This window comes from Leucobacter sp. USHLN153, assembly GCF_037145615.1.
Lineage (GTDB): Bacteria > Actinomycetota > Actinomycetes > Actinomycetales > Microbacteriaceae > Leucobacter.
Window position 1 is genome coordinate 160,329 of sequence record NZ_JBBCXE010000005.1, and the last position, 12,341, is coordinate 172,669.

Consider the following 12,341-nt stretch of genomic DNA (forward strand, 5'->3'; position numbering starts at 1 on the left):
CTACTTCTCGTTCCCGTCGCGAGCCTCATCAGCGGGCTCACCGACCACGGGCACGCCGCCGGTCGCGGTCAGCACGGACATGCCCTCGCTTGTCGACACCGTGGCGAAGTCCGCCTCCGTCGCCTGGCGGCGCTCAGACGTGGTCATGCGCGTCAGCGGCACGTTCGGCAGGAAGATGATCGCGATCAGGCTGATCACCGCGAACGGCACGGCGATCAGGAAGGAGTGCGAGATACCCTGGGCGTAGACGTCCTCGACGATCACACGGACCGCCTCGGGCAGCTTCGAGACCTCGGGGAGCGAGCCGGACTGCAACTGCTTCGCAACCGCCGCGCCCTCCTCGCCGAGCGACATGATGGCCGCCTGCATCTTCGCGAGAATGCTGTCGGAACCCATGAGGTCCGTGACCTTCGCGGCGAGTGCGGCGCCCATGACGGAGACGCCGATCGTGCCGCCGAGGCTGCGGAAGAAGGTGACGCCCGAGCTCGCGACACCGATCTGGCTGGGAGCCGTGGTGTTCTGCACGACCAGCACGAGGTTCTGCATCGTCATGCCGACACCCGCGCCGAGCAGGAACATGTAGACCGAGACGAGCGCGAAGTTCGTGTCGTAGTGGATCGTCGACAGCGTGTACGAGCCCGCGATCAAGAAGACGCCGCCCACGATGAGGTAGCCCTTCCACTTGCCGAAGCGCGTGATGAGCGCGCCGACGATGATGGACGACAGCAGCAGACCGCCGATCATCGGGATCGTCATGAGACCCGCCTGCGTCGGGGTCGCGCCGCGCGAGAGCTGCATGTACTGGCTCAGGAAGACGGACGAGCCGAACATCGCGATGCCGGTCGAGATCGAGGCGACGACGGAAAGCGTGAAGGTGCGGTCGCGGAAGAGCGTGAGCGGAATCAGCGGTTCCTTCGACTTCAGTTCGACGACCACGAAGATGATCGCGGCAAGGAGACCGCCTCCGACCATGAGCACGGTGAGGAGGCTCCACCAGTCGTTGTTGCCGAGGTCCCCCCAGGCGAGGTCGTGGCCCTGGCCGTCGACGGTGGTGGTGCCGGCGTTCGTCACCCAGATGAGGAGCAGCGCGACCGCGGTCGAGAGCAGCACAATGCCGAAGTAATCGATGCGCGTCTGCTTCTTCGGGTGCTTCGGCAGGTGGAGGGCCTTCTGCACGACAATGAGCGCGATGATCGCGAACGGCAGCGAGATGTAGAAGTTCCAGCGCCAGTTGATGGTGTCGGTGATGACGCCGCCGAGCAGCGGCCCGCCGACGGTCGAAACCGCCATGACCGCGCCGAAGAGGCCCATGTACTTGCCGCGCTCACGCGGGCTGATGATGTCGGCCATGATGACCTGGCTCAGGGCGGCGAGGCCACCGGCGCCGAGGCCCTGCACTGCGCGGGCCGCGATCATCATGCCAGGATCCTGCGACAAACCAGCGACCGCGGTCGCGAGGACGAAGATTGTGATCGCGAGCTGGAAGAGCACCTTGCGATTGAAGAGGTCGGACAGCTTGCCCCAGATCGGGGTCGAGATCGCCGTCGTTAGCAGTGTCGCGGTGACGACCCAGGTGTAGGCGGCCTGGTCGCCGCCGAGGTCGTGGATGATGACCGGGAGCGAGCTCGAGACGACGGTCGATGCGAGCATCGAGACGAACATGCCGAGCAGGAGGCCCGACAGTGCGGTGAGTACTTCGCGGTGGCTCCGCGTGGACTCACTGGGAGTGATGTTAGAGGACATACGGGGGTGACGTGTTCCTTTCGGGCGCGGGCCTCCAGCTCGTGCATCGGAGCGATGCAGAACGTACGGCTCGGCGACAGCGACGGTTCGGTTGATGCGAGTCAACAGTTGATGACGGTCAACCATATCGAATTGGTTGAGGAGTGTCAACTAAGGTCGATTACCGCCTGTCGACTGCAGTGCCGGGTGCCGGTGCATCTTGCGCTAACTTGGTGTCATGGGTGGGACTCGGGGCGGATCGGTGACGGTGAAAGCACCGGGCAAGATCAACGTGTTTTTTCGCGTGGGCGCACTCCAAGAAGACGGGTATCACGACGTCGCCTCCCTCTATCAAGCGGTATCGCTCTTCGAAGAGGTGACCGCAACGCACGCGGACGGATTCTCGGTGCGGTTCGCCGGGCCGGTCGATGGCTCCGAGCTCCCGTGCGACGACTCCAACCTCGCGATCGCCGCGGCCAAGCTGCTCGCGGCCCGCACCGGGTACTCGGGCGGGGTCGACCTTACGGTGCTAAAACGGGTGCCGATCGCCGGCGGCATGGGTGGCGGGTCTGCTGATGCTGCCGCGACGCTCGTGGCCTGCGATGAGCTGTGGGGCACCGGCCTCGGCCGATCCGGTCTCCTCTCCCTCGCCGCGGAACTCGGCGCCGACGTTCCCTTCGCTCTCGAGGGCGGCACCGCGGTGGGCACGGGTCGCGGCGATGAGCTCAGCCCCGCTCTCGCGCAGGGCACCTTCCACTGGGTGCTCGCGCTTTCGGACGCCGGCCTCAGCACCCCCGTCGTGTACCGCGCCCTCGACGAGCACCGCGACCGGCACGTGAGCGATCTCGGCCCGCAGCCCGACCTGGTGAAGGTGGAGACCGCGGTGCTGCAGGCGGTGCGGGTCGGCGACGCGAGCTCTCTCGCGGAGGCGATGCACAACGACCTGCAGGTGGCCGCGCTCAAGCTCGCCCCCGAGCTCACCGAGATCCTCGAGCTCGGCGAATCCCGCGGCGCGCTCGCCGGCATCGTCTCGGGCTCCGGCCCGACGATCGCGTTCCTCGTCGGTTCCCCGCAGGAGGCCGCCGAGCTGCGCACCGTGCTCGGGCGGCGGGGCATGCGGGCGCTCACGGTGACCGGGCCGGTGCCCGGCGCGCGGGTCATCTGAGTTTTTCGGGTGGAGGATCGCGGGGCTGCAGTGTGGCCCGCCGATCCGCCGCGGGAATATCGTGGGGCACCGCGGCGCTGCACTCCTCGTGAGCACAATGATTCGCGTCGACATCTGGTCCGATATCGCCTGCCCGTGGTGCTACCTCGGGAAGCGCCGCTTCGAGGCGGCGGTGGGCGCCTTCCGCGAGGAGCACCCCGAGGTCGCGATCGAGGTCGAGAGCCACAGCTTCGAGCTGGCCCCCGATACCCCGCTCGACTTCGCGGGCAGCGAGATCGATTTTCTCGAGCGGCACAAGGGCATGCCGCGCGAGCAGGTGGAGCAGATGCTCGGGCAGATGACGGAGCTCGGTGCCTCTGAGGGCGTCGACTTCGACTTTCACCGCGTGCGGCACACCAACACGCAGCGGGCGCATCGAGTGCTGCACCTCGCGCGTGAGCGGGGCGTGCAGGCGGCGGTGCTGGATCGGCTGTTTCGCGCGTACTTCTCCGAGGGGGAAGACCTGGCGGATCCCGACGCGCTCGCGCGGCTCGGCGCCGATGCGGGGCTCGACGCCGATGAGGCGCGGGCGGCCCTCGACGACGAGGCGTACGGTCATGCGGTGTGGCGGGATATTCGGCGAGCGCAGCAGCTCGGCGTGACGGGCGTGCCGTTCTTCCTGCTGGAGCACAAGTACGCGGTCTCGGGCGCGCAGTCGGCCGAGGTGTTCGTGAATGTGCTCGAGCAGGTGCTCGGGTTGCAGGCGGGTGCTGGTGCGGGTGCGGGTGCTGCGTCCGGTGCGGGTGCGGCGTCCGGTGCGGGCGCGGCAGAATAGCTTCGAAGCAAAGGAGAACATGATGGCGGAACAGCGTGAGACGGTTGCAGAGGCGTCCTCGGTCGAGACGGAGTCCGCGGCTGCGGATGTCAGCATTGATCAGGAAGACGGCGGGGCCTTCGTGGGGGCTGCTTCGTTCGCGGATGCCGAGTCGCGGGAGATTCTGAACCTCCTCGCCGACGGGAGCGCGGGTGGATCCTGCTGCGGCGGATCCTGCTGCGCCGGTTAGCGAGGTTCAGCGGCGATCCTGCTGCGCCGGTCAGTGACCTCGCGCCGCGTCCCGATCAGGCGACGCGCACGAATATAACGAAAAGGTCTCAGGTAGCTCGTCGTTTCCTATGAGTGTCCTAGGTGCTGTGCATGATCGTCGGTATGACCGCACAGCCCAGCGTCGACGCGCAAGACGCCACGCCCCTGCCCAGCCAGCCCACCCCGAACGATGCGATTCCGCCCGCGCGGAAGCAGAAGAACGTTCTCGGCATGGTGGCGTTCGTTATCTCAGTTGTCGGGTTCGTCTTCGCATGTATCCCCGGGGCGCTCTTCGGCGGGTGGATATTGCTCCCGGTCGCGTTCATTCTGTCGCTCGTGTCGCTCTTCGTGAAGGGCAAGGGCAAAGCGCTGGGCATTTCGGCGCTGACCATTTCGGTCGTTGGCACGGTCGTCGGAGTCAGTGTGTTCTTCTTCGTGATCGCGTCCTCGTTCGAGAAGGCCTTCACGACCGGCGACAGCAGCTTGATCGACGAACTCGACGACGAGATCGCCGCGGAGCTCGATGCCGAAGAGGCTGACGAAGCGCAGTCTGATGAGCGCGACGTCAACCGAGCGGGCTCGCGAGGCAACCCGTATGCGCTCGGCACCGAAATCACTCAGGGGGACTGGACCGTGACGGTGAACTCGGTCAATCTCGACGCCAATCAGATCATCATCGACGAGAACCCGTTCAACAAGCCCGCGCTCGAGGGCAGCACGTGGATTCTCGCGAATGTAACGGCGACCTACACCGGCGACAACCCCGACGGCGAGTTCCCGCTGGTGCTCGTCGACTATGTGACCCCGGGCGGAAACACCGTCTCGATGACGGACGCGATCGCCGTCGCACCCGAGCCCTTCTCACTCGTCGGAACGCTCTACGAGGGCGCCTCGGCCACGGGCAATGTTCCGCTCGCGGTGCCGAAGGAGGGTCTCTCGGAGGGGCTCCTTGCGATCACCCCGGGGATGGGTGGGGAGAAGGTGTTCGTCGCCGTGAAGTGAGCCGAACCGGGGTCTCGTCATCGGTGTGGCCACGGTCGAGGACGAGACCCCCGGCAGTGTCGCCCGTCATCAGCGTGCACGGCTACGCTTAGGGGGTTATGGCGCATCTCTTGGGGGCCGAGGCCCTGCACCTCGAAGTACCGACGAAGACCGTGTTCGACTCGGTGACGCTCGGCGTCGCCGAGGGGGATCGCATCGGCATCGTCGGCCGCAACGGCGATGGCAAGTCGAGTTTGCTGATGATGCTCGCGGGCCGTCGAGAGCCCGATGGCGGGCAGGTGACGATGCGCGGCGGCACGACGATCGGGGTGCTCGATCAGGCCGACGTCTTTGCTCCAGGGGAGACGGTCGGCAGTGCCGTCGTGGGTGACCGGGAGGAGTACGAGTGGGCGAGCGACGCGCGCTCGCGCGATGTCATCGAAGGGCTCGTCTCCGATCTCGAGTGGGATGCGCCCGTGGACGCCCTCTCGGGTGGACAGCGGCGTCGCGTCGCGCTCGCCCGTCTGCTCGTGCAGGACTTCGACATCCTGTTCCTCGATGAGCCCACGAACCACCTCGATGTCGAGGGGATCGCCTGGCTCGCCGACCACCTGAAGCGACGCTGGCAGCCCGGCCAGGGTGCGCTCCTCGTCGTGACCCACGACCGGTGGTTCCTCGACGAGGTGTGCAACACGACGTGGGAGGTGCACGACCGCATCGTCGAGCCGTTCGAGGGCGGGTACGCGGCCTACATTCTGCAGCGCGTGGAGCGCGACCGCCAGGCCGCGACGATCGAGCAAAAGCGACAGAATCTCGCCCGGAAGGAGCTCGCATGGCTCCGGCGCGGGGCGCCCGCGCGCACTTCGAAGCCGAAGTTCCGCATCGACGCCGCGAACGAACTCATCGCCGACGTCCCCGAGATTCGGGATCGCGTTTCGCTGCAGTCCATGGCCGTTACGCGGCTCGGCAAGGAGATCGTGAACCTCGTTGACGCGGGTGTGGCGTATGGCGATCGGGTGATCCTCGAAGACATCGAGTGGATGCTCGCTCCAGGCGAGCGAACCGGCATCCTCGGGGTGAACGGCGCCGGCAAGTCGACCCTGCTCGGGCTCATCTCCGGAGCGGTCGAGCCCACCTCCGGGCGGGTGAAGCGGGGCAAGACCGTGCAGGTCGCGACGCTCACGCAGCGCCTCGACGAGCTCGAGGAGCACCTGCAGGAGCCCGTGCGCACGGTGATCGGGCGCCTTCGCACGAGCTTCACGGTCGGCAGCGGGTCGAAGGCCCAGGAGCTCACTCCCGGGCAGCTGCTCGAGCGCATGGGTTTCACGAGCGCGCAGCTCTCCACGCCGGTGAAGGACCTCTCGGGTGGGCAGAAGCGGCGTCTGCAGCTGCTCCTGATTCTGCTCAACCAGCCGAACGTGCTCATTCTCGACGAGCCTACGAACGACCTCGACACCGACATGCTCGCGGCGATGGAGGACCTGCTCGACTCGTGGCCCGGCACGCTGATCGTCGTGTCGCACGACCGCTACTTCCTCGAGCGCGTCACCGACCAGCAGTACGCGATTCTGCAGCGACGCCTGAGGCACCTCCCCGGCGGTGTCGATGAGTACCTGAAGCTGCGTGCGACCGAGGAGCGGGCAGAGGCGGCGGATCAGGCCGCGCGTTCGACGGGCTCCGCCGGTTCCTCCGGCTCAGGTGGCGCTGGGGGAGCGTCGGCTGCCGCCGCAACGGCACCCGGGCTCTCGGGTGCTGAGCTGCGGGCTGCGCAGAAGGAGCTTGCCGCGGTCGAACGCAAGATGGAGCGCTTACAGGCGGACGCCGCGAAGGCGCGCGATGGCCTCGCTGACCTCGACCAGGCGGATTACGCGTTGCTGAACGCGGAGATGACCAAGATCACCGCGATCGAGGACGAGGTCGCGGCGCTCGAGGAACGCTGGCTAGAGCTGTCGGAGGCCCTGGACTGACGCTTCCGAGCGTGACATGTATCTCGGCTTGAAAGTGGCACGAACTTCTTATGCTGTGCGGTAAGAGATCCGCGCCGAGATAGCGACGGTACCTTCAGGACTGATCAACGCGAGTTCCTCCCGGCCTGAACCGTCCCAGCGGCCCACCACATGAATTTGCTCGCCGGCGAAGATGGGGGCTCGCGCCGAGAATTCGAACGTCTTCAACTCGGCGTCGGGATGGGCCTGAAGGAAGCCGTCCACGATATACGTCGCCATGAGCGGACCGTGGACGACGAGGCCGGGATACCCCTCGACGGTCGTCACGTACGGCCAGTCGTAGTGGATGCGGTGGGTATTGAATGTCAGGGCTGAATAGCGAAACAAGGTCGTCTCGATCGGCCGCTGCTCCCGTACCCAGTCCCAACCCTCCGGTGCCGGGCCGTCGGCCCGCGCGGGGCGCGGCGAAGGCGCGGCGTTCGGGTCTACTTCCACGGCCTCGCGGTAGACGATCGTGTGACGATCGGTGAGGGCGGGAACGCCGTCGGCCGATATCTCGTGCCGCAGCACGACGAAGCAGAGTCGCCCAGTGGAACCGGTCTTCGGAGTGATCGACTCGATCGTCGTGACGCGTTCGAGTTGCTGGCCGACCGAGATAGGAGCGTGAAACTCGATCTTGCTCCCGGCCCACATTCGCCGTGGGAGATCGAGAGGCGGCATGAAGTCGCCGAGTTTCGGGTGGCCGTCGGGGCCCAGTTCGCTCATCGGGGCGGTCGGGGTGAACTGCAGCCAATGTCCGAGGGGGAAGAGTTTCGCATTATCAGCATCGCGAACATCAAGAGGATGGTCGAGCACCGCATTGAGCCCGACTACCGCGGACCTTGAAGCCACATCGACGAGGGTCTCGCTTCGTCCGATCCACTCGGAATAGTCGGCTTCTGGGGAAAGTCTGTCGGTCACTACGCCTCCTCGTTGCGGGTGTGCGGTCGTTCAGAATGCGGGCTTTCGCATCCTGGATCTTTAAATATAATATAGAACATATTCAAGACGAATGTGAGGCCGGAATGGTAGCCAAAACTGGCGGGGCCGCGGCAGCTGCTGCGGTGCTTGAGCCGATCGTGGTTCCAGGCTTTTTCACCCGGTCTTCGCGGCAAGGCGAGTTTTTCCCAGTCGGTGAGGTGCTTTCAGGATGGAATCCGAACCGACTCACCGGACCATCAGTGACCGGGTTGCTGACCCTCTGCGGTGTGGAAGCCATGCGAGACGTGGCCCCAGCGAGGCGTCTGGTGCGCGCCTCGTACGATCTGCACTCGGTGGCGCGACTGGAGCCGACCGAGTCCGGAACTACCATCGTCAAGCACGGCGGACGGGTGACCCTCGTCGATGTATGGATTTCTCAGCTCGGCAGTGAGTGCGCCCGGGCTCGACTCTACTTCGCTGACGATCTCCCCCCTCGGGAGAACGAGATCTGGACGAGCGCGGATTCGATCGACCCACCGGCACTCGGCAGCGAGAAGGACTACCACGGGCGACAGTATTACAGCGACTCCACCGGGTGGACCGCACTGGGCTCTCAGATTCCCGGCGACGAGCGCAAGGCGATATGGGTGGGTGGCGTGGAGCTCATCCGTGGCGAGTGTCTCGAAAGTACCGTTCTCGCCGGCTTTGCGGCCGACGGCGTGAATCCCATCATGAGCTGGGGGCGCGACGGAATTCAGCACATCAACCTCGACGTGTCTTTGCATCTGGCGCGGCAGCCGGTGCCGGGAGGAATCGGGCTGCTCTCTGCTCGTGTCCTCGTGAGCGGGGGAACGCTCGTCGGGAGCGCGCAGGTGTTCGATCGTCTGGGGGCGCTCGGAGTCGCTTCAATGACATCGATAGCTCAGGAGCGACGAGTGGATCCCTCGCGGTGGCGACCGCAGGGTGCCTCTCCCAGCATCGGGTCCGCCTAATGGGAAAGTCGGCAGTCATGTCAATGGTGTTCGAACGTACAGCGTGGGGATCCTGCAGGAGCGCGGACCTACGCGGAAAGGTGTCTCAATGAAGATCGTGGTGTTAGTAAAAGAGGTTCCGGATACCTACGGGGAGCGCAAACTGAACCTCGAGACGGGGCTCGCGGAGCGAGGCGCATCGGAAGCCGTGATCGATGAGATCGGAGAGCGCGCTCTCGAAGCCGCGCTTTCCCATGCAGACACCTCCGAGGGGATTCAGGTGTCGCTACTCTGCGTGGGGCCGGAGACCGCGACAACGAATCTGCGGAAGTCGCTGGCGATGGGCGCCGAGTCGGCCACCCATGTCGTGGACGAAGGACTCGTCGGCGCGGACATGGGACTCACCGCAGAAGTGATCGCCGCCGCGCTGCGCGAGGAGGGAGCGGATCTCGTGATCGCGGGCAACCAGTCGACCGACGGAGTGGGCGGCATGCTCCCGTCGATGGTCGCAGAGCTGCTTGAGTGGCCCGTGCTCACGAATCTCAGCGAGCTTTCAATTTCCGCGGACGCAGTATCCGGGCGTTGCGCTGGAGATGACGCCGTCATGCAGGTGTCGACCTCGTTGCCTGCCGTGATATCCGTGACCGAACAGTTGCCCGACGCGCGTTTCCCGAACTTCAAGGGAATCATGGCGGCCAAGAAGAAGCCGATCGAGGTGAAGAGTCTCGCCGATCTCGGCATTGATGCCGATGACATGAGCGCATCGCGATCCATCATGCTGTCAGTCGTCGAGCGCCCGCCGCGCGCGGCCGGAATACAGGTCACGGATGATGGGAGCGCCGTGCAGCAGCTCATGACGGTGCTGTCCGAGCGCCGCTTGATCTGAACCCCTGTGAGTTTTGATTCACACTCGTCGTCGTACACGTGAAGGACTTTGAAGATGGAATTTGCAGCTGATTCGATTCTGGTGCTGCTTGACACCACGCCCGCCGGCGGCCTCGCGAAGTCTGCGGCGGCGCTCATCGGTGCTGCCGCCTCTATCGGCTCGCCAGTCGCGGTCGTGGTCTCGGATGACGAGCAGCTCTCACTCCGTGCCGCTGAGTTCGGCGCCGCGGTGGTATTGCGGGCCGAAACAGGGGCGCGGCGCGTGGACGCGCTCTCTCAGGCAGCAGCACTTGTCGAGCCGGACGCGGTGCTCGTGTCGCACTCAGTGGAGGGGCGCGAGACAGCTGCGCAGTTCGCCGCGCGCTCGCGGTCGGGGGTCATCGCGGACGCAATCGCCGTAGCGCGCGACGCAGAGGGGGTGACTGCGGTGAACGCCGCCTACGGCGGGGCATACACGGTCGAATCCGCCGTTACGTGGGGTGCCCCAGTGATCACGCTGCGCCAAGGGGTGATCGACGCTCGCGCTGACTCGACGCCGCTCGATGAACGGATACTGTCGGTGAGCCCGAGCGAGATTCGACCAGTTGAAGTGGCGTCCGTCGAGGAGCAGTCCGCAGGCTCCCGCCCGGAGCTGCGGGGTGCAAAGCGCGTAGTCGCCGGCGGGCGCGGGCTGGGCTCGAAGGATCAGTTCGTGATCGCCGAGAGATTGGCCGACGCGATCGGTGCCGCTCTGGGAGCCTCGCGCGCGGCGGTGGATGCGGGCTGGGTGCCGCAGAGCTACCAGGTCGGACAGACCGGCGTGACGGTCGCCCCGGATCTCTACATCGCGCTCGGCATTTCAGGGGCGGTGCAGCATAAGGCTGGAATGCAGACAGCGAAGTTCATTGTCGCAATCAACAAGGACGCTGACGCACCGATCTTCGACATCGCCGATTTTGGAATCGTGGGGGACGTGTCGAGCGTGGTGCCGCAGCTGACTGCGGAGATCGAGAAGTTGCAGGCCTGACATGGCGACATACTCGTCCCAGGTCCGCCGGGGTCTGCCACGCATTCCGGGGGGAGAAGCCTGGCCACCCGCGAACGGCGATTCCCCCGCGGTGGTCGATCACGCCGTAGCCAGCCCAACGAACCCGCCCTCCCCGCTTGCAGTGAGCGTCGAATCGAACGTACCTCAGGGAACCACGTCCTCGCCTACTCCGAGCCGGGCACCCGACACGACGTTCCGACGTGGGCTGCCGCGTGTTCCCGGGGGAGAGCCGTGGCCTCCGAGTGTTCCCGCGGGCATGCCCGCGAGGAAGTCCTCGCGTGTTCCCGGGGAAGATCCGTGGCCTCCGAGTGCTCCCGCGGGCATGCCCGCGAGGAAAACCGCAGAGCCTTCGTTGCGGCGGGGGTTGCCGCGTGTTGCGGGGGGCGAGCCGTGGCCCTCAGGCGCTACCGCGCCGAAACGTGCAGCTGCTGATGGCCGCGCAGGATCCGCCGCACCTACCGAGCCACCATCAACGCAGGCTTCCTCCACCGCGGCCACCGAACCCCAGCCGAAATCTGAGACGTCGCCGTCGCCCGAAGCGACTGCGACGGTCCGTTCGGAGCAGCTGGAGTCGCCTCGGCCGAAGCAGCAGGAGCTGCAGCAGGCACCGCAGCAGGCACCGCAGCAGGCGCCGCAGCAGACGCACAAGCAGGAGACGCCGGAACCGTCGCCGCAGCGGCGGGAGCCCATCGTTCTGGGCGCGCGGACGCTCGGTCAATGGGTACGGCTCGGTCTGCCCTCGCTCGTGGGCGTCGTGGCGGTGGCCGGCATCATCGTGCTTGCCGCCCGCGGAGTGACCACACTGCCCGGGGTGCCCGAGTTCCTGCGACGCTATCCCGGCGAATACGAATCCGCAGTGCCCGCGGACGACGGCTTCCCCGCGTGGGCGCGGTGGACGCACTTCTTGAATTTCTTCTTCCTCGCGCTCATTATTCGATCGGGACTGCTCGTTCGACATCAGCAGAAGCCGTCGGCGTTCTTCACTCCCAAGCGAGGCGGGAAGAAGGTCAGCATCTACTTGTGGTTGCACACGAGTATCGATGTGCTCTGGTTGGTCAACGGCGTAACTTTTGTCGTGCTGCTGTTCGTGAGCGGGCACTGGGCTCGCATTGTCCCGACGAGCTGGGAGGTCTTTCCCAACGCTCTCTCCGCGGGAGTGCAATACCTCACGCTCGAGTGGCCGACCGAGAACGGCTGGGTCAACTACAACAGCTTGCAGCAGCTTATGTATTTCATCGTCGTGTTCATCGCGGCACCTCTCGCGGCGATCACGGGCGTGCGGATGAGCGAGTGGTGGCCCAAAGACGCTCCGCGACTGAACCGGGCATATCCCGCGGCGCTCGCTCGCGCAATTCATTTCCCCGTCATGCTGTTCTTCGTGCTGTTCGTCGTCGTGCATGTGTTTCTGGTTCTTGCCACCGGGGCGTTGCGAAACCTGAATCACATGTTCTCCGGGAGCGACGCGGTCAGCTGGATCGGCTTCCTCTGGTTTTCTGTCGGACTCCTGGTCACCGCGGCCGTAACCTGGGCCGCGAGGCCCCTCGTGCTTGCCCCGGTTGCCTCGCTCTTCGGACGGGTGAGCGAACGCTAATGCTCCCCGACGCCCCCTTTTCAGATGAAG

The 12,341-nt window shown here is 65.8% G+C and carries 11 protein-coding genes; 9 read left to right on the forward strand and 2 right to left on the reverse strand.

Annotated elements, in window-relative coordinates; translation table 11 throughout:
* Positions 1-1,743, reverse strand: coding sequence for an MDR family MFS transporter (locus tag WFH00_RS10620; protein WP_336660807.1), 1,743 nt, complete (start codon positions 1,741-1,743; stop codon positions 1-3).
* Positions 1,744-1,960: 217 nt separating this feature from the next.
* Here WFH00_RS10620 and WFH00_RS10625 point away from each other — a divergent pair, with 217 nt between their 5' ends.
* The 5 genes from WFH00_RS10625 to WFH00_RS10645 all read left to right on the forward strand — a co-directional run bounded on the left by WFH00_RS10625 (position 1,961) and on the right by WFH00_RS10645 (position 6,898).
* Positions 1,961-2,887: a 4-(cytidine 5'-diphospho)-2-C-methyl-D-erythritol kinase gene (locus tag WFH00_RS10625; RefSeq protein ID WP_336660808.1), complete on the forward strand. Its 927-nt coding sequence runs from the start codon at positions 1,961-1,963 to the stop codon at positions 2,885-2,887.
* 97 nt (positions 2,888-2,984) lie between these two features.
* Complete coding sequence (locus tag WFH00_RS10630; RefSeq protein WP_336660837.1) at positions 2,985-3,701, forward strand: DsbA family oxidoreductase; 717 nt, start codon at positions 2,985-2,987, stop codon at positions 3,699-3,701.
* 19 nt (positions 3,702-3,720) lie between these two features.
* On the forward strand, positions 3,721-3,930 hold the full coding sequence (locus WFH00_RS10635) for a hypothetical protein (protein ID WP_336660809.1): 210 nt from the start codon (positions 3,721-3,723) through the stop codon (positions 3,928-3,930).
* A gap of 143 nt (positions 3,931-4,073) precedes the next feature.
* Positions 4,074-4,952 carry a hypothetical protein gene (locus WFH00_RS10640; protein ID WP_336660810.1) on the forward strand — a complete coding sequence of 293 codons (879 nt, stop codon included), beginning with the start codon at positions 4,074-4,076 and terminating at the stop codon, positions 4,950-4,952.
* Between the two features lie 98 nt (positions 4,953-5,050).
* Positions 5,051-6,898 (forward strand): ABC-F family ATP-binding cassette domain-containing protein, encoded by a 1,848-nt coding sequence (locus WFH00_RS10645; protein WP_336660811.1) that lies wholly within the window; start codon positions 5,051-5,053, stop codon positions 6,896-6,898.
* A 48-nt stretch (positions 6,899-6,946) separates the two neighbouring features.
* Here the strand turns inward: WFH00_RS10645 and WFH00_RS10650 are convergent, their stop codons facing one another.
* Complete coding sequence (locus WFH00_RS10650) at positions 6,947-7,837, reverse strand: FAS1-like dehydratase domain-containing protein (protein ID WP_336660812.1); 891 nt, start codon at positions 7,835-7,837, stop codon at positions 6,947-6,949.
* A gap of 287 nt (positions 7,838-8,124) precedes the next feature.
* Between WFH00_RS10650 and WFH00_RS10655 the strand changes: the two genes are divergently transcribed.
* The 4 genes from WFH00_RS10655 to WFH00_RS10670 all read left to right on the forward strand — a co-directional run bounded on the left by WFH00_RS10655 (position 8,125) and on the right by WFH00_RS10670 (position 12,311).
* Positions 8,125-8,829, forward strand: a complete 705-nt coding sequence (locus tag WFH00_RS10655; protein WP_336660813.1) for a hypothetical protein — start codon at positions 8,125-8,127, stop codon at positions 8,827-8,829.
* Between the two features lie 88 nt (positions 8,830-8,917).
* Positions 8,918-9,694 (forward strand): electron transfer flavoprotein subunit beta/FixA family protein, encoded by a 777-nt coding sequence (locus WFH00_RS10660; RefSeq protein ID WP_336660814.1) that lies wholly within the window; start codon positions 8,918-8,920, stop codon positions 9,692-9,694.
* Positions 9,695-9,748: 54 nt separating this feature from the next.
* Positions 9,749-10,699 (forward strand): electron transfer flavoprotein subunit alpha/FixB family protein, encoded by a 951-nt coding sequence (locus WFH00_RS10665; RefSeq protein WP_336660815.1) that lies wholly within the window; start codon positions 9,749-9,751, stop codon positions 10,697-10,699.
* 385 nt (positions 10,700-11,084) lie between these two features.
* On the forward strand, positions 11,085-12,311 hold the full coding sequence (locus WFH00_RS10670) for a cytochrome b/b6 domain-containing protein (protein ID WP_336660816.1): 1,227 nt from the start codon (positions 11,085-11,087) through the stop codon (positions 12,309-12,311).
* The last annotated feature ends 30 nt before the right edge of the window (positions 12,312-12,341 follow it).